This window comes from Paenibacillus sp. J2TS4, from assembly GCF_018403245.1.
Classification (GTDB): domain Bacteria; phylum Bacillota; class Bacilli; order Paenibacillales; family NBRC-103111; genus Paenibacillus_L.
On sequence record NZ_BOSH01000004.1, the window covers coordinates 27,989 to 49,537 of the forward strand.

The window sequence follows — 21,549 nt, forward strand, 5'->3', positions numbered from 1 at the left end:
CTCGGGCACAGGAGAACAAACGATGAAAAGTATATTCTTTTTACAGGATTCCTCTATATTCAAAAAAATAATGGCTGCCTTTTTGGCGGCCTTGCTGCCGCTCATGGCCATTACCTGGATGATTAATGAGCAGGGGGCCAATAATATTCGCAGTGAAATATCCGATTCGATTTTGAATACGACGCGGTTTTATTTAGACTCCCTGAATAAAGAAGCGGACCGGATCAACCGATATTTGCCTAACTACGTCATGGACAGAGATTTAATGGAAGTGGCGGCGACCGGCGAGCAGATGAGCTCCTACGAGCGGTCGTATAAAATATTGGATATTCAGCACCGCTTGGATTTAATGAAAAATTCCAGTCCGTTTATTCGCGAGGCGAAGGCGTACATTCCGCATATCGAGCGCACTGTGCTGAGCAACAGCTTTGAAACCAAGCTGAATGCGGAAGAATATGCCGCGATGCAGCCAGGCAAGAAGCTTTATACGGAGCCTTTTATTTATTGGCAGGACCGGCTGTTTATTACGATGCAGTACCCTGCCGGCAAAAAGGATCCGCTCTATGTGGTGGGCGTAGAGCTCTCAACCGGCAAAATTAAAGAAACATTAGCGCAAATCGGCAACAGCAGGGGAGGCCAGACCATACTGCTTAATTTGGAGCGTGACTGGGAAATCAATAGCGGCTCCGACCTTGAATTGCATGATCTGATGAAGCAGCTGGCTTTTGAAAAGCAGGCAGCGCAAATGGATGAAGGCTATGAAACGATTCAGTATAAAAACAAACGATTTCTAACCGTATTCAAGTATTCCAGCCTCTGGAATTCATACATGATAACGAGCATACCGGAAGATATGCTTCTCGGTTCCTTGCAGGTATATAAAACTTTGTTTTGGTGGGCTTGCGTGCTTGCCGTTTTTATTGTGTTATTCTTCACCTATTTTTTAATCCGGTTAATATACCGTCCGTTGATAAAGCTGGTGCGTTCCTTCCGCCGCATGCAGCAAAACGAGCTGGAGCCGATCGTGATCGACCGCGGGAATGATGAGCTCGGCTATTTGTACCAGGCTTTTAACGATACTGTGAAATCTTTGAAAACACTGATTGAGGAAAATTATGAGCAGCAAATTCGCACTCAGCGCTCGGAGCTGAAAAGATTGCAATCGCAAATTAATCCTCATTTTTTATATAATTGCTTTTTTGTGCTTTGCCGCTTGATTAAATCCGATAGCCAGAAGGAAAAGGCGTACCAGTTCTGTTTATACATCGGGCAATATTTTCAATTCATTACGCGCCATAATGATGACGACATCCTGCTGGAGCTGGAGCTGGAGCATTCCCGCACTTATGTGGAGATGCAATCGATCTGTTACGGGGATCGCATACAAGTGCTGTTTGAAGCCGAATCCCAGCCGATTGAAGTCCCCCGATTGATTTTACAGCCTATTATTGAAAACGCTTATAAACACGCCCTCGGCAATATGCTGGGTCCAGGCGAGCTATGGGTGCACAGCAAGCTGCGAAAGGATGCTTTTTACATTTATGTAGAAGATAACGGCGGGTCCATTACGGACGAGGAAATAGAAGCGCTTGGCAAAAAGCTGCGTCATTCAACGAACCGGATGGAGGAGACAACAGGCTTGCTTAATGTTCATCGCAGAATTCAGCTTCGTTATGGAGAAGAGTTTGGCATGATCGTGTCACGCTCTGAGCTGGGAGGGCTGCAAGCTATTATTAAGCTGAGCATGAGCTAAGGAGGAATCGCCATGTACAGACTATTAATCGTAGATGATCTGCCGATTATTGTGGATGGTCTTCTGGAGTTGTTCGAGCAGACGGAGCATCTGGAGCTTGAAGTCATGAAGGCCTATTCCGGCGAAGAGGCGTTGGAGGTGCTGTCTCATCACCGGATTGATCTTGTGATTTCGGATATTAAGATGCCCGGCATAGAGGGTATTGAGCTTCTGCAGGAAATAAGATCGCAGTGGCCGGCGTGCAAAGTTATATTTTTGACGGGGTACAATGATTTTCACTATGCGAAGAGCGCCCTTACGTTTGGCGCCTTTGATTATTTGCTGAAAGTGGAAAGCGACGAGAAGATCGTTCATGCGGTTGAACGGGCGATAGAGCAAATTGAAGAAGAACAGGATCAGGCGCAAATGATCTTGCGCGCCCAGTCCAAAATGAGAATAGCGCTGCCTTCCTTGCAGAAGGAATATATGTGGGGCTTGTTTCAAGGCAAGCCTATGACCGGGGAGCAGCTTCGGGACGCTTTTGTGGAAATCGACATTCCGCTTGACGCATCGCTGCCTGTTTATTTGCTGATTGGCCGGATCGATGCTTGGAAGGAAATGTTCACGGCCCCGGACAAGGCTTTGCTCGCTTACGCTCTGCAAAATATCGGCGATGAGTATTTATCCGCCCATGTGCGCTGCTTCTCAGTCGTATTTGACATGAACAAAATGGTATGGATCTTTCAGCCTAAAGCCAGCCCGGAGTTAACATCGGATACCGGCACAGTGGAATGGACCAGGGCCTACCGCTATGTGAGCGGCAATTTGGAGACGATACAGGCTACCAGCAAAAAATTACTGAGCCTCTCCGTATCTTTTCTTATTGGCAGCGAGGCGGCCCCATGGAATCGGCTGTCGGATCGTTTTCATGCGATGAAATACGGTCTTGTGCAAGGCCATGGGTTGTTTCATGAAATCATCATGACAGATAAAGATATTCAGAAGTCCGAAGAAAATGAGAAGGCGAATAGCTATCATGATGGCTTTTTCCACGCTCGCGTGCAGCTGCTGATGAGCTGTCTTGAAAATAATTACCGCGAGCAGTTCAATAAACTGTTTGTTGAATTGACTGACAGCTGGAAAGATCCGGATACGCCTTATGAGCGCAAGGTTGAGCTGTACCATTCCCTGTCTGCGGTATTTCTGGCGCATTTGCACAAAAATAAAGACATGCGCGACTATATGAATACCCAGATTAATTTGGATATGCTGTTCCGCCAGGAGGAGACGGCTTCATGGACGGAGCTTATTTCATACTATTGGCAAATTGCGGACGGCTTTTTTGAATGGAATGCGATTAGAGGAACAGAGCTGCCGGCGGAGGTCGTCAACAAGGTGCATCGCTATATAGAGGAGCATATTGCCGACGATATATCCCTAACCGCTCTTGGGGATTATGTCAGCTTGAATCCATCCTATCTATCGAGGCTTTACAAGCAGATAACGGGAATGGGACTCTCTAAATACGTGAATGATTACCGCAATGTCATTGCAAAGGATATGCTGCTCAATACATCCATGAAGGTCAATGAAATTGCCGCCAAGCTGGGCTACAATTCGGCACTTGCTTTTATCCGCTTCTTTAAGAAGCAAAATGATATGACGCCGCAGGATTTTCGGACGGCCCGCACCGAAACGGTGCAGCAAGGTCAATAAATGTATATGAAATGTAAGCAATGATCTCTTTTTATGCGCGGAGTCACCCCTTACAATGAAATTAGGATGCAATTGTATACGCAAGGGGGAAGAGCTTTGAAAACATTAACGGCTGTACTATTAGGCGCAGGCAGCAGAGGAAGATACATTTACGGACCGTACGCGGAAAAATTTCCGAATGAACTGAAGTTTGTTGCGGTAGCCGAGCCGGATGATGAACGCAGACAGCGTTTTGCGGAGATTCATCAAATCGATGAAGAGCATGCATATAATTCTTGGGAAAAAGCATTTGAACAGGGGAAAATAGCTGATGTGATGATCATCTGTACGCTTGACCGAATGCATTATATACCGGCAATGAAAGCGATGGAGCTTGGCTACCATGTTATGCTGGAGAAGCCGATGTCGCCCAATGCGCGGGAATGCATAGAACTGGAGCAAGCTTCGCTTAAGCATAAGCGATTGCTGGTGGTCACGCATGTCCTTCGCTATTCTCCGTTCTGGTCGGGCATCAAGAAATGCATCGAGGAGGGCGAGCTGGGCGCAATCGGCACCATTCAGCTGACCGAAAACGTGGGCTATCACCATATGGTTCATAGCTACGTGCGCGGCAATTGGCGCAATTCCGAGGAAACAAGCCCGATGATTTTGGCCAAGTCCTGCCATGACCTGGACCTCATCTCCTGGCTGATGGATGAGCCGTGCACAGCTGTCAGTTCCTTTGGCTCATTGCTTCATTTTAAGGCCGAGAACGCGCCGGAGGGCTCAACGGACCGCTGCATCGACGGTTGCGAAGCAGAGAGGGAATGCGCTTTTTCAGCGATTAAAATGTATTTGCAGCTGCCTGCCGATCAATGGGCGCGCTATATGACGCACGATTTGTCGCAGGAAGGCATTATCCGGGCGCTTAAGGAAGGACCGTTCGGCCGCTGCGTCTATCGCTGCGATAATAATGTTGTCGACCATCAGGTCGTCAATATGGAATTTGCCAGCGGCGCCAACGCTAACTTTATTATGTCGGGATTACCGAAGAGCGGTACCCGCCGCGTGCAGATTATGGGCACGCAGGGCGAGATCATTGGCGACATGGATAAAGGTTCATTTACGCTATACCGCTATGCGTCGGGCGAAGAGGTTGAAATCAAATGCAGCGTGCAAGGAGACGGCCATGGCGGAGGCGATGAGCGGATGGTGAGCTCCTTCCTCAAAAATGTGCATCAGTTCGACCGCAACCCGTCTCAAGGCCTTACATCGGCTACAGCTTCCCTGCAAAGCCATTTGATTGCCTTCGCTTCCGAGCGCTCCCGCTTGCAGCAGGGCAGAAGCATAAAGCTGACAGAGATGTATGAGAAGGAAGAAGCGGGCGTTTAACGATTGTTTCATATTCTAAACCTTGTTCAACTCACGCCATAAATGCTTGTTTAACGTCTGAAAGCCTGCATATTTGTAGGCTTTTTCGTAATTTAAGACAGCAGCGAAAGTCCGTGAAAGAGGTCTCCATAGGGAGTTTGAGCCCGGGATTCCAATCAACCGAATTTATTTGTATCGATTCCGTTGTTAACGTGTGCAGAGATATGGTATTGTAGTAGCAGAGGTGAAACTATGAGCGTCACGATCAAAGACATCGCGAGGCTGGCCAACGTGTCACATACTACGGTTTCCAGGGCGCTCAATGAAAGCCCCTTGATTAACCGGGAGACGAAAGAAAAAATCCAAGAGATTGCCAAGCGACTGCATTACACGCCCAATTACAGCGCCAAAAGTCTTGTCCTGGATCGTTCTTATAACCTGGGGTTGTTTTTTTCCACCCTAAATGAGGGAACCTCTGCAGGATTCTTTTTCGAATCGGTTCGGGGTGTAAACAATGTTGTCAAAGGGTCTTACAATCTTGTCGTCCGGGGAATCGACGATTACAAGGATTACAACGGGATAACGAGAAAAAGCTTCGACGGCGTTCTGGTTATGAGCCAAAGCGCGAGGGACGATGAGTTTATCCGCCATCTGCATGAATCCGGGATTCCTTTTGTGGTGCTGAACCGGCATGTAGAAGGATACGGTTCTGTAAATATCCTGTCAGACGATCGGCAGGGGGCGTTCCAGATTGTACAGTTTTTAATTCATCAGGGACACCGACGAATAGCGATCATTGAAGGAAAAGCCGGGTTTAAATCGACGCAGGAGCGTAAAAAGGGATATTTGGAAGCTATGGCCGAGCATGATTTACAAATCCGGGAAGAATACCAGGTTCAGGGAAGCTACGATTTGGAAAGCGGTTATATTCGCATGAAGGATCTATTGAAGCTTCCGGAGCTGCCGACGGCCATTTTTTGTTCCAATGACGATATGGCGGTTGGCGCCATGAAGGCGGCTCTGGAGTACGGGCTGAAGATTCCCGATGATCTTTCATTAGCCGGCTTCGATGACAACCTGTTCTCGGGATACCTGTCCCCCGCATTGACGACCATCAAGAGACCTGTGGAGCAAATGAGCCGCAAAGGGGCGGCCGTTCTGGTTGACCTGATCGAAAGCAAGGATTTGGGCAAGCAGGATACTGTCTATTTGCCCACTGAATTAATGATCCGGGACTCCGTATCCCGGAGGTAGAGCAGGGCGCACGCCGTCAGTCCACTGCGTCGCAAACCGGCTATTAACAGCAGCTATAGCGAGCCGGGGACGCCATCTAAGGAGGAATTCAATATGGACATTTTACAACAACTGCTTAAGGATATTCCTATTCCGCGAATGGTCCGCATCCGGCAAAAATTCGACCGAAGCGTCGTCGAGAATCCGCAGCGGAAGCTGGAGGAAGAGCTGGCCAAGCCGGGCGCTGTTGACGCCATAAAGCCCGGGCAGCAGGTTGCAGTTGCGGTCGGAAGCCGCGGGGTAGCGAATATCGGCTTGTTTACCAGAACGACGATTGATGCTATTAAGGCCGCCGGCGCCCATCCCTTTATCGTCCCTTGTATGGGCAGTCACGGCGGGGCTACGGCAGAAGGGCAGAAGGAAGTGCTGGAGCATCTGGGCGTTACGGAGGAAGCGATGGGAGCTCCGATTCGTTCTTCGATGGAGGTTGTCCAAATCGACCAACTTTCGAACGGACTGCCGGTCTATGTAGATAAGTATGCTTATGAAGCAGACGCCATCGTCGTTATTAACCGGGTGAAGCCGCACACCGCCTTTCGCGGGCCGATTGAGAGCGGGATCATGAAGATGATCTCGATCGGGCTCGGGAAGCAAAAAGGCGCGGAGGCCTGTCATCAGCTCGGGTTTAAATATATGGCCGAGAATGTGCCGGCCATGGCCGAAATCATGATTGACAAGCTGCCCATCTTGTTCGGAGTGGCGCTCGTCGAGAACGCCTACGATGAAACCTGCCGGATTGAAGTGCTTCCGGCCGCTGCAATACGTGAAAGAGAGGAGCAGCTGCTCGTTGAAGCGAAGGAGCGTCTGCCCAAAATTTTGTTCGAGCAAATCGATGTTCTCCTGATCGACTATATCGGAAAAAATATTAGCGGAGACGGGATGGACCCGAATGTAACCGGACGTTATCCGACCCCCTATGCTGAAGGAGGACCCGAAGTGTCCAAAATGGTCGTATTCGATCTGACACCGGAAACGAAAGGCAACGCCAACGGGGTCGGTACCGCAGATTTTACGACACAAAGGCTCGTCGACAAGACGGATCTGAAGGCGACATACGCCAATGGGCTCACTTCGACGGTATGCGCTCCAACCAAGATTGCCACGACGCTGTCCAACCAGCGGGAGGCGATCAAGGCGGCGGTTAAAACGTGTAATATTCTGGACTATACAAAATGCCGCATGGTCAGAATCCAGGATACACTTCATCTGGGCGAGATCGAAATCTCCGTTAACTTGCTGGAGGAAGCCAGAAACCATCCGGATATCGAAATATTGACGGAGCCTTATGAACTGAAATTTGACAGCGAAGGGAATTTGTTCTAAATGAGTGGAGCTAAACGTTACGTCATTGCCGTCGATCTCGGAACGACAAGCACGAAGACGCTGGTGATTGACCGCGACGGCCGGGTGCTTGCTTCTCATTCCATCGAGTATCCGCTGTATACACCCGGTCCTGATCGGGCCGAGCAAGACCCGTTGGAAATTTATCAGGCCTCTGTCCGCGGAATCGGTGAGGTGATCCGTAAGGCCGACGTTGCCTCCCGGGAAGTGTCCTGTGTGTCATTCAGCTCGGCCATGCACAGCCTTATTGCAGTGGATGCCGAGGCGAATCCGCTCACTCCTTGTATCACTTGGGCGGACAACCGCAGCGCTTCCTATGCCGATTTATTAAAGAAGGAGTTCGATGGGCATCAGATTTATTTAAGAACCGGGACTCCCATTCATCCTATGTCGCCGCTCACCAAGCTGATGTGGATGAAGGATCATCAGCCGGAGATCTACCATCGTGCTTACAAGTTTATCGGCATCAAGGAGTTTGTCTTCGCACGGCTTTTTGCGCGATATGTCATCGATTACTCTCTGGCCAGCGCTACCGGAATGTTCAATCTCCGCAATCTGGACTGGGACCGTCAGGCGCTGGAAGCGGCAGGCCTATCGGCGGAGAAGCTGTCCGAGCCGGTACCGACTACCTGTGTGCTCGAAGGGCTGGCGCCTGAGCTTGCTTCGCAGATGGGACTGGAGCCGGACACTCCGTTTGTGATCGGAGCTTCGGACGGCGTACTCGCGAATCTCGGAGCCGGGGCTTTTGAGCCGGGGGTCTATTCGGTAACTATAGGTACCAGCGGTGCTGTCCGAGGAGTCGTCCGAGAGCCTCTGACCGATCCTAAAGGCAGGCTGTTCTGCTATGCGCTTAAGGAGGACTTTTGGGTGATCGGAGGGCCGATAAACAATGGGGGCATCATGTTCCGCTGGGTGCGCGATCAGCTTGCCACGCTGGAAGCGGAGGAAGGCCGCCGCCGAGGAATGGACCCTTACGATTATTTAACCGAATTAGCTTCGGAAGCTCCGGCGGGTTCGGGAGGTCTGCTCTTCCTGCCGCTCCTGTTAGGTGAAAGAGCGCCGTATTGGAATGCGAACGCAAGAGGGGTATTCTTCGGCTTGTCCATGTTCCATGAGAAGAAGCACATGATCCGTTCCGTGCTGGAAGGCGTCGTTTACCGGATTCATTCGGTTGTCGCCGCTTTGGAGGAAGTCGGAGGACGCACCCGGGAAATTCGTGCCTCAGGCGGGTTTGCGCGCTCCGCTTTTTGGCGGCAGATGATGGCCGATGTGCTGGGCACTCCGGTAACGGTGCCGGATTCCATCGAAAGCTCGGGGCTTGGAGCCGCTCAGCTCGGACTGTTGGCCATCGGAGAAGTGAATGATTTCAGCGGAGTGCATGATTGGGTGCAGGCGAATCAGCGGCATCAGGTCCATTCCGCCCATTACGAGGTTTACCGCGAATTAACCGAAATTTATATGAGGGTTTACAAGCAGTTGACCGGCGAATTTGACGCCATCGCTGCCTTTCAACATAAGCATGCCCATTGATGGATTAATGCTTGACATTCCAATCCCAGGAGGTACACAATGAACTTATTCGATTTAACCGGTAAAACGGCAGTAGTCATCGGCGGAAACAGCACTTTGGGCGGCGCAATGTCCGTTGCCCTTGGCGGGCACGGCGCGAACGTCGCTATTGTCGGCCGCAATCAGGAGAAGTCCGAGCAAGTCGTACAGAGCATCCGGGAAGCCGGCGGGCAAGCGAAGAGCTTCACCGCGGACGCTACCAGCGAGGAAGATTTGAAGCGGATATTACAGGAAGTGATCGCTTGGACAGGACGGGTGGACGTGCTTATGAACTGTCCGGGTGTTAATAGCGCAACCCCGTTCTTCGAGATTACAATGGAAGAATGGGACCGGATTATCGATGTCAATCTGAAGAGTGTTGTACTAGCTTGTCAAATCTTTGGTAAACATATGGTTGACAAAGGAGAAGGCGGAAGCATCATCAACATTTCCTCAGTTTCGTCCGATCCGCCATTGTCCCGGGTGTTCACTTATTCCGCTTCCAAGGCCGGCGTGAACAGCGTTACGAAGTATTTAGCACGGGAATTTGCACCGAGCCGGGTACGGGTTAATGCCATCATTCCCGGATTTTTCCCCGCGGAACAAAATCGCAAGATTTTGTCTGAGGAGCGCATCGCATCCATTATGGGACATACTCCGATGCAGCGTTTTGGCGAGGCGGAGGAGCTGCAAGGGGCAGCGGTATTCCTGGCTTCGGACAAGGCTTCCAGCTTTGTGACGGGAGCGTTCATCCGCGTCGACGGCGGTTTCGGAGCGATGACGATATAATTGAATGGGATGGATATAACCGGGAAAGGACTCTTTTCCGGTTATATACTCGGCACTAAAGAATTCAAAGCTCATGAAGTGGAGAAAGAAAGATGCTTCCAGGGCGAGTTTTGGCTTTGTATTCCTTCCATCCGAAGGCCGATCAAATAAATAAGGAATACAAAACAAGATGTTTGAAGCTTCGGAGGCACTTTCCTTCGGAACGGAATGATCGCTTTCTTTAGTGCAACTTATATAGCTAACATGATTTTTTAGAAGGGAGAACGAATATGTCTAAACAACAAATAGGCGTCATCGGATTAGCCGTCATGGGCAAAAATCTGGCATTGAACATTGAAAGCAGAGGGTTTACCGTCTCTGTCTTTAACCGGTCTCCGGAAAAGACGAAGGAGCTGCTGGCGGAATCCCCGGGCAAAAACCTCTTTGGTACATACAGCATGGAGGAATTTGTGCAATCGCTGGAGGTTCCCCGCAAAATTTTAATTATGGTCAAAGCCGGCGAACCGACGGACGCCATGATCGATCAACTCGTTCCTCTTCTCGATAAGGGAGATATTCTGATCGATGGGGGCAACGCCTACTTCCCGGATACTCAAAGAAGAAACAAAGCTCTCGAAGAACGCGGCATTCGCTTTATCGGGGCGGGCGTTTCCGGAGGAGAAGAGGGGGCGCTGAAAGGGCCGGCAATTATGCCGGGGGGGCAAGAGGACGCCTATCATCTCGTCGAGCCGATTCTGACTTCCATCTCTGCCAAAGTAAACGGAGATCCATGCTGTACTTATATCGGACCCGACGGCGCTGGACATTACGTCAAGATGGTACACAATGGAATCGAGTATGGGGATATGCAGCTTATTTGTGAAGCCTATCAACTGCTTAAGGATGTTCTCGGTCTGAGCACGGACGAGCTTCATGAAATTTTCAGCGAATGGAACAAGGGCGAGCTGGACAGCTACCTGATCGAAATTACGGCCGATATTTTCGGCAAACGCGATCCGGAAACCGGCCAGCCGATGGTCGATGTTATTCTGGATGCGGCCGGACAGAAGGGAACGGGGAAATGGACGAGCCAAAGTGCGCTGGATCTCGGCGTTCCGCTGTCTATCATTACCGAGTCGGTATTTGCCCGCTTCCTCTCGGCCATGAAGGAAGAGCGAGTAGCAGCCAGCCAGGTGCTGAGCGGACCGGCCTCCCAGCCATTTGACGGAGACCGTCAGGCGTTTATTGAGGATGTTCGCAAAGCTCTTTATGCCAGCAAAATTATTTCCTACGCTCAAGGATTCGCTCAGATGAGAGCGGCCTCCGAAGAGTACAACTGGGATTTGAAGTATGGCAATATTGCCATGATTTTCCGCGGGGGCTGCATCATCCGTGCGGCGTTCCTGCAGAATATTAAAGACGCATACGACCGTCAACCAGAGCTCAAAAACCTGCTGCTTGATCCGTACTTTAAAGAAGTCGTCGAAAGCTATCAGGACTCCTGGAGAAAAGTGATCGCGAAGGCCGTTTCCCGGGGAATTCCTGTCCCGTCTTTCGCCTCGGCTCTGTCTTACTACGACAGCTACCGTACGGCAAGATTGCCGGCTAATCTGCTGCAGGCACAAAGGGATTACTTCGGAGCGCATACATTCCAACGCGTGGATAAAGAAGGTTCCTTCCACTTCCAGTGGATGGATTAATCGGCGTCGATTAGTCCATAGCCGGCCTCTCGAAGCCAGCTTTTAATACTATCCAATTCTTGATCGTATACCGGACGGCCATGAATAAACATCATCGCCGTTTCGGCAAAATAATGAAAGTTCTTCAACAAGCGTGGTTGAGGCAGGTCCAGCAATTTAGGGTCGCCCTCAGCCACCTTTTTTTTAATCCATTCGAGCATCCAGATGACGTCATCTTTGCATAAAGGATGGTTAGGGTGTAAAATTTGCTCCAGCCTGCGGCTCGAAGGGTTGGGATGTGACGACAGCATAAGGCCAGCTCCTTTACAGAGTTTACAATTAATGGTTGTGTATAGCTAGTCTATTCACATCCTTGCTGTAAACATGTTAATTTATTCATAGCTGTAAAAATAAAATATGCAAAAAGCAATGGAAGAGCGGCTCATATAAAATACAGCTGTTGTTCATGTATATTTAAGAAGTAAAAGAATTTCAGCAAAGGGGCAAGAGGATGAAATACAGCAATTTGGTATTGATTGGATTTATGGGTACGGGTAAAAGTACGGTCGGATTAGCCTTATCCGGAAAGCTTGGCTGGTCATTCGTCGATGTGGATGCAAAAATCGAAGAGAAAGAGGGACGGACGATCCCTGAAATGTTTGCACAGAATGGGGAGGCTTATTTCAGACAGGTGGAAACCGCGGTCATTGCAGACATTATGCAGCAGAACCGGCAAATTGTGTCGATGGGAGGCGGAGCGGTGCTGGCCGCCGGGAACCGGGCCAGGATGAGCAGCAATGGCCTGGTCATAGCCCTGTCTGCATCAGTTGAAACGATAATCGAGAGGGTACGGGCGGACCAAAACCGGCCTCTGCTTCAGGGAAATCTGGAGGAAAGAGTCGCCTCTTTAATGGAACAGCGTAAAAATGCATACGATTTTGCCGATATACATATTAACACTGACAATATGCCGGTGCAGGACATTGTTGCAGCTATTCTGAAGGCCGGCGGTTGGGGAGGGGAGTAAGCTCTTAGAGCTTCTCCCATTCGAGCATGCCTCCGACCATATTTTTCAGGCCGGTCACGCCCATCGCGGACAGATATTCGCATGCTTTGCCGCTGCGGTTGCCACTGCGACATATGACGATAATTTCTTCAGCCGGCTCAATTTCATTGTACCGTTCGGGCAGTTCTCCGAGCGGGATGTGCTGGATGCCGGGGAGAGCGATTTCGGCCACTTCCTCGTCTTCACGAACATCGAGAAGGCGCAGCTTTTCCCCTTTGGCGAGGCGTTGTTTCACTTCGGACGGAGTTATAGTATTCATGAACGATCCTCCAGTTCTATAATCGCTTGTTACTTATTATGAATAACGCCGGAACCAATGTCAAAAGAGAGTCAATCTTGGGTCAATAGGCGTATACTGGGAAGGCACGGAAGGTGTGTGTTCTCGCCAGGAGGCGTTCCTTTAAGGAGAAGATTCCCAAGCGGATAGGCATATGGTACACTTAAAGCAATTGATTAAGGTTTGCCGCTGATCGGCAACCCAAGTGTTATCCAACCTATGTGACTCAAGCACTACTAATGATAAATAAAGAGGGAGAGTTCGACCAGATGAAGGCTATCGTCAAACCTACGCCAGAACTTAAAGGGACTATCAACGCCCTTTCATCCAAAAATTACACTACGCGGTACATGCTTGTCGGAGCCTTGGCGGAAGGGACAAGCACTCTGCTTTACCCGGCGCATAGCGAGGACAGCGATGCGATGCGTCGCTGCATCCGAGATCTTGGAGCCATCGTTGCCGAGGATGAAGAGAAGATGACTATTACGGGCTTCGGGCGGAATCCGCAGGTAGTCCGTGAGTTAAATGTCGGCAACGCCGGAGCGGTGCTCCGATTTCTAATGTCGGTTGCCGCCTTTTGCCCGGAGCTTACTTTCGTCAACACTTATCCGGAATCGTTAGGAAAAAGGCCTCATAGCGACTTGATCACCGCTCTCGAGCAAATGAATGTAAGGGTCGATCATAACGGCGGCAAGCTGCCGATTACTATTTACGGAGGCGAACCCAGAGGAGGAAAAATTTCCGTTTCAGGGAATGTGAGTTCGCAATTTTTAAGCTCCTTGCTGTTTATGACACCTCTTCTTAAAGAGGACAGTGAAATCGAAGTGCTGCATGATTTGAAATCGAAGATCATTGTCGGCCAGACCTTGGAGGTGCTGGAGCAGGCGGGCATTCACATCGAAGCGGCGAGCGATTTAATGCGCTACCGGATACCGGGGGGACAGCGTTATAAAGCTCAAGAATATACAATCCAAGGAGATTATCCGGGTTCAGCAGCTATTCTAGCCGCGGCAGCGGTTACGGGATCCGACGTTACGGTTCACCGGCTGGAGGAGAACAGCAAGCAGGGAGAACGCGCAGTTGTGGATGTGCTTCGTTCCATGGGAGTTCCGTTAACGCATAAGAACGGGACGGTTCATGTACAGGGAATTTCGGCTTTGAAGGCCGGAGAGTTCGATGGAGATCAGTTTACGGATGCCGTTCTGGCGATGGTCGCCGCATCTGTCTTTGCCGAAGGCACATCCCGATTTTATAATGTCGAGAATTTGCGTTATAAAGAATGCGATCGGATAACGGACTTTGTTACGGAGCTGAATAAAGCGGGAGCTAACGTCGAAGAGAGACAGAGCGAGATTATTGTTCACGGAAAGCCCGAAGGCGTAGAAGGCGGTTTAGAGATCGACGCTCACTACGATCATCGGGTGATTATGGCCCTGACGGTCGTAGGCTTGCGTTCCAGACAAGGGTTGGTCATCCGCGACGCTCATCATGTTGCCAAATCTTACCCACACTACTTTGAACATTTGCTGTCGTTGGGAGCGCAAATTGAATTGCAAGATTAAGAGCGGAATTATTAATTAAAGAAGAGTTGATAACGAATGAGTATCTTTGCCAGTGTGCTTAAATACACATTGAGTCTTTTGCTGCTCATCTCATTGGCTTTAACTAGCGGGGGGCTGTCCTTGGCTCTGTATTCCAAAATAACCGGTAAACCGTGGGCGTTTGCCGCCGCTTTCGAAGCCGCGGACGATTTAGGAGAGGGTGATCTCTCCTTGTCCGTCGAGGAAGAATCCGGGGCGGAAGAGCTTGGGCCTCTGCCGCATCCTTCGTCCGCGATGTTGTCGGCTCCAGCCATTAAGCAATATCCTGAACTGTATTCGGGCTGTGAAGTGACAAGTTTGACGATGCTTCTTCAGTTTGCCGGATTTGACAAGGACAAGATGGAGCTTGCAGAGGAGATGCCCAAAGATCCTACTCCAATCAGCTATAATGCGGATGGCTCCATTGCTTATTGGGGAAATCCGAATCTGGGCTTTGTAGGTGAGGTCACCGGTAAAGCTAAAGGATTCGGAATCTTTCATACGGCATTGATAGAGCAATTGAAAAGCTATATCCCTACGGCTGTCGATCTGACCGGAGGGGAATTTGAAGAGATTGAAAGACATATCGCAAGCGGTATTCCTGTCATTGCGTGGACAACGATTACTTTTAGAATCCCGGATAAGTGGGTTGTCTGGGACACTCCGATCGGGCCAATCAAGACCACCTTTATTGAGCATGCTGTGCTGGTTGTCGGATATGATGAGAATAATGTCTATGTCAACGACCCTTATTCAGGCAAGGCGCAGGTTAAAGTAGATAAAGCAAGATTTATTGAAACCTGGGAGCTTATGGGAAAGCAGGCGATTACTTATACGGAATAAAGGGTAATCTATAATGCCGACTATAAGTTGAACTAAAGATTCAATAGATCATGGAGTGGAGAAAGAAAGATGCTTCCAGGGCGAGTTTTGGCTTTGTATTCCTACCATCCGAAGGCCAATCCATATAGAAGGAATACAAAACAAGATGTTTGAAGCTTCGGAGGCACTTTCCTTCGGAACGGAATGATCGCTTTCTTTAGTGCCATATATACATTAAACCGGGAGGTTATTGTGATGACGTTCGAGAATCCGTCGCGGGATACAATTAAATCAATTTTGGAGGCTGCCACAACGATTGCCGTTGTCGGTCTGTCAGACAATCCGGACCGGACTTCCCACATGGTTTCACAGGCGATGCAGAATAAAGGATATCGGATCATTCCTGTTAATCCGAATGCAGAGCAAATTCTTGGCGAGAAATGTTATCCATCCTTAACGGATATACCCGAGTCGGTCGATATCGTGAATGTCTTCCGCAGAAGCGAGCATACGGTCCCTATTGCCGAGGAAGCGGTTAAGATCGGAGCCAAAGTGCTGTGGCTGCAGCAGGGAATCATCAATGAAGAATCGGCGAGGATTGCTCAAGAAGGCGGTCTTCAGGTTATTATGGACCGCTGTATTAAGGTAGAGGACTCGATATTGCTTCCGCCTCGCTAAGTAAAGGAATCGTAACCGCCCCGGAGGGCGGTTTTTTTAATGCGGGACCAATACTATCCATAAATAAAAGTACAAGCGCTGGCGGACAATATAGATGGCTTCCTTTCTGTGTTTTTATGAGAGGAGGACCTCACTTTTTCAAGGAGGACACAGAAGCGTGTATAACCAAAGCTCTTTCCATTCGGCGAACTACCGCGGGAATCAAACAGGTCATGATAACTACCTTCGTTCCGATTCGCAGAACCCTTCCCAAAGCTCCTTTGGCATAGGACAATCTTCGATTCGTACTTCCCAAAGTTTCCAGCCGACCGGTTTTGTTCAATCCAAATATGGCCAGAATCAGCAAAATCAAGCAGGCAATACTTCCTACGGAATGCAGTCTTTTCATACGAGCAATTACCGTGGGAACCAAGCGGGACATGACAACTACCTTCGTTCTGATTCCCAGCAGCCTTCTTCGCAGAGCAGCTTCAGCGCCGGCTCGATGAGCAGTATGGGGGGAAGTTCTTTTCACACGGCCAACTACCGTGGGAACCAACCAGGACATGACAACTACCTTCGTTCTGACTCCCAGCAGCCGTCGCAAAGCAGCTTTGGAGCCGGTTCGATGAACATTGGTTCGGGTTCCAGCTCTTTCCACACGGCCAACTATCGTGGGAACCAACCAGGACATGACAACTACCTTCGTTCTGATTCCCAGCAGCCTTCGTCGCAAAGCAGCTTTGGAGCCGGTTCGATGAACATTGGTTCGGGCGCCAGTTCTTTCCACACGGCCAATTACCGTGGGAACCAACCAGGACATGACAACTACCTTCGTTCCGATTCCCAGCAGCCTTCGTCGCAGAGCAGCTTTGGCGGTTCAATGAACATGGGAGTGGGTTCGGGCGCCAGCTCTTTCCACACGGCCAATTATCGTGGAAATCAGCAAGGACATGACAGCTACCTTCGTTCCGATTCCCAAAATCCGGCTCAAAGCGGAATTCGTTTCTAACTTGAGCACTTTAAAGCGGGCCTAATCGGGTCCGCTTCTTCCACATCCAAACCTTGGGGGTGTATTGCAATGCAAACGAACAATCAGCAAATGACGTCTGACCGCAGCATGATTTCGGAGAAGGAGCTTCTGTATATGAAGGATTATTTATCCTGGGAGCTTCTGGCGATGAAAAAATGCAATGAATCCGCTAATTTGTGTACGGATCCGCAGCTTAAGCAGCTTATCAAGCAAGTAGGCGAGAAGCATAAGCAGCATTATCAGACCATTCTGTCTCAGCTGCAATAATTTATTCAATAAAAGGAGGACGCCCTCATGAGTCTGCAAATTGCCATGCCGAAATCGCCGCAAGAGCCGCAGGTTAAAGGGCCGGAGATGAATGACCGGGATCGGATTAATGACGTGTTATCGAGCATTAAACAGCTCACGATTGGTTATAACATCGGTCTGAATGAAATGCAAAATCCTCAGCTTCATCAAAGCGTCGCTCAAATTTTGCAAGACCTTCACCAAACTCAATTTCAAGTGTTCGATGCGATGTTTCAAAAGGGCTGGTATAAAATGAAAGCTGCCGATCAGCAGGAAATTAGCCAGGCCCACACTCAATTCAGCAATTACAGCTCGCAATTTCCGAATTTTCAATAATTCTGGCTGTACTGTTAAAAGCCCTGACCCTATCAGGGCTTTTACTTTGCCATGCTGTTACTCTCGGGATATGAACTTATTAGCTTTACAAATGAGACGACAGGCTTTACCATTCTAATAGAGGTTGTTCAAAAAGTCCCCTTTTGATCACGAAGGATACCAAGAAGCGGAATCGGCATCGAACCTTGCACTCACCCTCGAAGTCCGATGCTCATGTAGGTTTGCCTACACTCCGCTCCTCCTGAAAGTTTTGCAGAGCAAAACTCTCTTCGGAAGCATAAGCTCTCAGCTTCGCACAATCTTCTCGGTGCTGAAAAGTTGACTTTTTGAACATTCACTAATAGGGGTTTGTGCATTTGCCAAAGATGGTCAAGCTCAGGCGTTATCGGAAAGGAGGGCAGGAAGCGGAAGATGAACTGGATGGGATATTTGCAGCAATTGGGCAGGTCGCTAATGATACCGACCATCGCCCTGCCCGTAGCGGCCGTCTTTCTGAGTCTGGGAGCGTTGCCATGGGAATCGGCTGGACTGGGCAATCTCGGGAGCTTGTTTGTTTTTTCCGGAGATATGATTTTTACTTACCTCCCTTTTATGTTTGCCGTAGGGGTAGCCTTGGGACTTACGAGCAATGCCGGCATTGCCGGACTGTCTGCTCTTCTCAGTTACTTCCTGCTAACCCAAATAACCCAGACCTATATGCAGCCACAGCTGCAAATGGGAGTTACCGGGGGCATTGTAATAGGGATATTGACTGCACTGTCATATCATCGGTTCAGCAATATTCAATTGCCGGAATATATTCAGTATTTTGGCGGACCGAGATTTGTGCCTATTTTTGTCGGAACCGCAACTATTTTTCTCTCCCTGGTTATTATTGCCGTAGGTCCAGCCGTCGAGCAGACGATCGAATGGTTAGGCGAAATGCTCCTGAGCCTGGGGGGATTTGGAGCTTTTATATACGGAACAGCTTATCGGCTGCTCGTTCCGTCGGGTTTGCATCATATTCTTAACAATGTATATTGGTTTCAAATCGGCACTTTTGAAAGGGCGGATGGAACGACCGTATTCGGAGATTTGCCGAGATTTTTTGCGGGGGATCCGGAGGCGGGAATCTTTATGGCCGGTCTCTATCCCATTATGATGTTTGCCCTCCCTGCTATTGCGCTGGCTATTATTCAGGAAGCCCGTGAAGACCTGAAGCCGAAAATCCGGAAGACATTTTTAACCGCGGCATTAGCGTGCTTTCTGACTGGAGTGACCGAACCGATTGAGTTCGCTTTTTTATTCGTGGCACCTGTGCTATTCTTCATTCACTCTATCTTATCCGGATTGTCCATGTGGATCGCCTACGAGCTCGGTATCCATCACGGCTTTTCCTTCTCGGCGGGCCTGCTGGAATTTATTATTAACGGCCATTTGTCCACTCGCGGGCTATGGCTGATTCCTATCGGCCTTGTATTCGGCATTACTTATTATGTGCTCTTCCGTTGGGCCATTCGGCGCTTTCAGCTTCCGACTCCGGGCCGGGAAGAAGGCTCGCCTCTGGAAGAATGGGCAGGGGATATCCGATATCGCTCGCCCCTCATTCTGCAAGCACTTGGAGGCAAAAATAATATTAAAACGATAGAGGCCTGCATCACCCGTCTGCGGCTAACGCTGCAGGATGACAAATTGATCGATACAGCGGCCTTAAAGCACCTGGGCGCGGCCGGAGTCATCCGCTTGGGCGGCGGCAACGTTCAGGTCGTCTTCGGAACGTTCTCGGAATTGATCCGGGAAGAAATCATTAAAGTGACCCGGACGGATTTGCAGCAAGTGCTGTTTAGCTCGCCTGTTCAAGGCAGGATGATCCCGCTGGATGAAGTGCCGGATCAAGTATTTTCGAGAAAAATTGTCGGCAACGGAGTAGCCTTCATTCCCGAACGGGGGGAACTCGTAGCTCCGGTAGCGGGAAAAGTGATTCATATCTATCCTACGATGCACGCCATCGGCCTGCAGACGGAGAATGGTCTGGATGTGCTGCTGCACATTGGCATTGATACCGTGCAGCTGCAGGGGAAAGGAAAATGGTTTACCGCCGTCGTACAGGAGGGGGACGAGGTTATTCCCGGACAACTGTTGGTTAAATTTAATTTGACCAAAGTAAGACAGAATGCCAAATCGCTGGCGACACCTATGCTTATAACCAATGCGGAGCGAATTAAGTCCTGGAGCTTTGCTCCCTTTAAAGCTGTTAAGAAAGGTCAAGGGGCCGTCATGTCCGTTGTGTTAAAAGAAGAAGCCGCAGCAGTTGGAGGTCAGTCTGATGATTAAAGGAATTGGAGCGTCTGTTGGAATCGCGATAGGAAAAGCGATCGTCCTGCCCAACTGGGAATGGAATGTGCCGGATAAACTGGTGGATGTGGCCGACTTGGCTTACGAATTCGAAAAGCTTTACGAAGGAATACAGATTTCCAAGGTGGAGCTGGAGACGATTAAAGAGGATATTTCCGAGCTTATTGGAGAAGAAGAGTCTAATATTTTCAACGCGCACCTGGCCATTCTGGAGGACCCGGTCTTTATGAACGAGGTCCAGGCTATTATGCAGCGGCAATATAAAGCTGCGGAAGTGGCTGTCAAAGAGACGATTGATAAATTTGTCGGCATGTTCGATCTGTTGGATGACGAATACATGAAAGAAAGAGCAGCCGATATAAGGGATGTTGGCAACCGGCTTCTCAAGCATCTTTTGGGCGGGTTTCAGGATACGCTGCCCGATCAGGATGATCCCTATGTCCTGGTGGCCAAAGAGCTTACCCCTTCCCAATGGACTCATCTCGATCCTTCCAAAATTTTGGGAATTGTCACCATTATGGGAGGGATGAACTCTCATGCAGCGATCATGGCCAGAGCTATCGGGATCCCATTCGTCCTTGGATTGGATGGGAAATTGAAGAGGCCGATCCAAACCGGAGATTTAATTATTTTGGATGGGGAAGAAGGAACCGTTTTTGTCAATCCGGACGAGGAAACGATTGCCCATTACCGGGAACGCAAGGAAATTATACAGAAGCATATGGAAAGGCTGGAGCAGTTGATCGATGTGCAGGCCATCACACAGGATGGAAAGCCGATTGAGCTGAAGGCCAACATCAGCTCTGTCAAGGAATTGGAGCAGGCATTGAAGACAGGAGCCCGGGGAGTAGGACTATTCAGGACAGAGTTTCTGTATATGGATCGGAATTCCCTCCCTCCGGAAGAAGAACAATTTGAAGTATACCGGCAGGTTGCTGAAATGCTTCATGGCGAGCCGCTCGTTATCCGAACGCTGGACGCCGGGGGAGACAAAAATATCCATTACATTGATCTTCCGCAAGAAGTCAATCCATTCCTCGGATACCGTGCTATCCGTATTTCCTTGGATCGGCAGGAGCTTTTTAAAACTCAGCTGAGAGCTATTCTGCGGGCCAGTCATTACGGGCATGTGAAGATTATGTATCCGTTTATTTCATCGGTTAAGGAATTCAAAGACGCCAACCAGCTGCTGGAGGAGGTCAAGAAGGAGTTAAGAGAAGAGGGACAGCCCTTTGACGAGCAGATAGAAGTCGGGATTATGATCGAGGTGCCGGCTGCGGCTCTGACCGCGGATCTGTTGGCCAAGGAAGCGGATTTCTTCAGCATCGGGACCAATGATCTCGTGCAGTACTTACTGGCTGTTGACCGGATGAATGAGCATATTGCTCACTTATATGATCCTTACCACCCCGCTGTACTAAGACTTCTGCGCCAGACGATCGAAGCGGCTCAGCAGCAAGGAATCCCGGTCAGCGTTTGTGGAGAGATGGCGGGCGACCCTAAGGTTCTGCCTATTTGGCTGGCACTCGGCATTGAAGAACTGAGCATGTCCGTCAAAACACTGCTTCCGCTCAAGGAGAGGCTGCTGCAAAGCTCGATCGAGCAAAGCGGACGGGTGTTTGAGCAAATTATGCAATGTACGGATAGTGACCAAATCCGCAACATTTTGGATCAATGCTATAATGGTAAGGAACGGTATGGACCGATTACAAATTAAGGACAGGGAGGA

General features: G+C 49.6%; 19 protein-coding genes. 16 read left to right on the top strand and 3 right to left on the bottom strand.

The window, feature by feature from the left end:
* Positions 1–22: 22 nt before the first annotated feature.
* From KJS69_RS10295 to gndA, 8 genes are all read left to right on the top strand, one after another.
* Complete coding sequence (locus KJS69_RS10295; RefSeq protein ID WP_213583677.1) at positions 23–1,753, top strand: sensor histidine kinase; 1,731 nt, start codon at positions 23–25, stop codon at positions 1,751–1,753.
* 12 nt (positions 1,754–1,765) lie between these two features.
* Positions 1,766–3,448 (top strand): response regulator transcription factor, encoded by a 1,683-nt coding sequence (locus KJS69_RS10300; protein WP_213583678.1) that lies wholly within the window; start codon positions 1,766–1,768, stop codon positions 3,446–3,448.
* A gap of 96 nt (positions 3,449–3,544) precedes the next feature.
* Positions 3,545–4,819, top strand: coding sequence for a Gfo/Idh/MocA family protein (locus KJS69_RS10305; RefSeq protein ID WP_213583679.1), 1,275 nt, complete (start codon positions 3,545–3,547; stop codon positions 4,817–4,819).
* 231 nt (positions 4,820–5,050) lie between these two features.
* Positions 5,051–6,052 (top strand): LacI family DNA-binding transcriptional regulator, encoded by a 1,002-nt coding sequence (locus tag KJS69_RS10310; RefSeq protein WP_213583680.1) that lies wholly within the window; start codon positions 5,051–5,053, stop codon positions 6,050–6,052.
* A 93-nt stretch (positions 6,053–6,145) separates the two neighbouring features.
* A complete protein-coding gene (locus tag KJS69_RS10315) occupies positions 6,146–7,414 on the top strand; it encodes a nickel pincer cofactor-dependent isomerase, group 22 (protein ID WP_213583681.1) in 1,269 nt (422 codons plus the stop codon).
* On the top strand, positions 7,415–8,962 hold the full coding sequence (gene gntK, locus KJS69_RS10320; protein WP_213583682.1) for a gluconokinase: 1,548 nt from the start codon (positions 7,415–7,417) through the stop codon (positions 8,960–8,962). It abuts the gene before it with no gap.
* Positions 8,963–9,001: 39 nt separating this feature from the next.
* Positions 9,002–9,769, top strand: coding sequence for an SDR family oxidoreductase (locus KJS69_RS10325; protein WP_213583683.1), 768 nt, complete (start codon positions 9,002–9,004; stop codon positions 9,767–9,769).
* Between the two features lie 269 nt (positions 9,770–10,038).
* Positions 10,039–11,448, top strand: coding sequence for an NADP-dependent phosphogluconate dehydrogenase (gene gndA / locus KJS69_RS10330; protein ID WP_213583684.1), 1,410 nt, complete (start codon positions 10,039–10,041; stop codon positions 11,446–11,448).
* Here gndA and KJS69_RS10335 read toward each other — a convergent pair.
* Complete coding sequence (locus KJS69_RS10335) at positions 11,445–11,738, bottom strand: hypothetical protein (protein ID WP_213583685.1); 294 nt, start codon at positions 11,736–11,738, stop codon at positions 11,445–11,447. The genes gndA and KJS69_RS10335 overlap by 4 nt on opposite strands.
* A 200-nt stretch (positions 11,739–11,938) precedes the next feature.
* Here KJS69_RS10335 and KJS69_RS10340 point away from each other — a divergent pair, with 200 nt between their 5' ends.
* Positions 11,939–12,454: a shikimate kinase gene (locus KJS69_RS10340; protein WP_213583686.1), complete on the top strand. Its 516-nt coding sequence runs from the start codon at positions 11,939–11,941 to the stop codon at positions 12,452–12,454.
* Between the two features lie 4 nt (positions 12,455–12,458).
* Here the strand turns inward: KJS69_RS10340 and KJS69_RS10345 are convergent, their stop codons facing one another.
* Positions 12,459–12,752, bottom strand: coding sequence for a rhodanese-like domain-containing protein (locus KJS69_RS10345; protein WP_213583687.1), 294 nt, complete (start codon positions 12,750–12,752; stop codon positions 12,459–12,461).
* A 287-nt stretch (positions 12,753–13,039) separates the two neighbouring features.
* On the opposite strand from KJS69_RS10345, the gene aroA reads away from it, so the two are divergent.
* The 3 genes from aroA to KJS69_RS10360 all read left to right on the top strand — a co-directional run bounded on the left by aroA (position 13,040) and on the right by KJS69_RS10360 (position 15,850).
* Positions 13,040–14,332, top strand: a complete 1,293-nt coding sequence (gene aroA / locus KJS69_RS10350) for a 3-phosphoshikimate 1-carboxyvinyltransferase (RefSeq protein ID WP_213583688.1) — start codon at positions 13,040–13,042, stop codon at positions 14,330–14,332.
* 36 nt (positions 14,333–14,368) lie between these two features.
* Positions 14,369–15,193 (top strand): C39 family peptidase, encoded by an 825-nt coding sequence (locus tag KJS69_RS10355; protein ID WP_213583689.1) that lies wholly within the window; start codon positions 14,369–14,371, stop codon positions 15,191–15,193.
* 234 nt (positions 15,194–15,427) lie between these two features.
* Positions 15,428–15,850, top strand: a complete 423-nt coding sequence (locus tag KJS69_RS10360) for a CoA-binding protein (protein WP_213583690.1) — start codon at positions 15,428–15,430, stop codon at positions 15,848–15,850.
* Between the two features lie 130 nt (positions 15,851–15,980).
* Here KJS69_RS10360 and KJS69_RS10365 read toward each other — a convergent pair whose 3' ends face one another.
* Complete coding sequence (locus KJS69_RS10365) at positions 15,981–16,652, bottom strand: hypothetical protein (protein WP_213583691.1); 672 nt, start codon at positions 16,650–16,652, stop codon at positions 15,981–15,983.
* A 258-nt stretch (positions 16,653–16,910) separates the two neighbouring features.
* Here KJS69_RS10365 and KJS69_RS10370 point away from each other — a divergent pair, with 258 nt between their 5' ends.
* The 4 genes from KJS69_RS10370 to ptsP all read left to right on the top strand — a co-directional run bounded on the left by KJS69_RS10370 (position 16,911) and on the right by ptsP (position 21,537).
* Positions 16,911–17,129 (top strand): hypothetical protein, encoded by a 219-nt coding sequence (locus KJS69_RS10370; RefSeq protein WP_213583692.1) that lies wholly within the window; start codon positions 16,911–16,913, stop codon positions 17,127–17,129.
* A gap of 27 nt (positions 17,130–17,156) precedes the next feature.
* Entirely contained in the window at positions 17,157–17,486 is a 330-nt protein-coding gene (locus KJS69_RS10375) for a spore coat protein (protein WP_213583693.1), read from the top strand.
* 411 nt (positions 17,487–17,897) lie between these two features.
* The gene (locus KJS69_RS10380) at positions 17,898–19,799 is read left to right on the top strand and encodes a glucose PTS transporter subunit IIA (RefSeq protein WP_213583694.1); all 1,902 of its coding nucleotides are present in this window, start codon (positions 17,898–17,900) and stop codon (positions 19,797–19,799) included.
* Entirely contained in the window at positions 19,792–21,537 is a 1,746-nt protein-coding gene (gene ptsP / locus KJS69_RS10385; protein WP_213583695.1) for a phosphoenolpyruvate--protein phosphotransferase, read from the top strand. The genes KJS69_RS10380 and ptsP overlap by 8 nt, the downstream gene beginning before the upstream one ends.
* Positions 21,538–21,549: the final 12 nt, after the last annotated feature.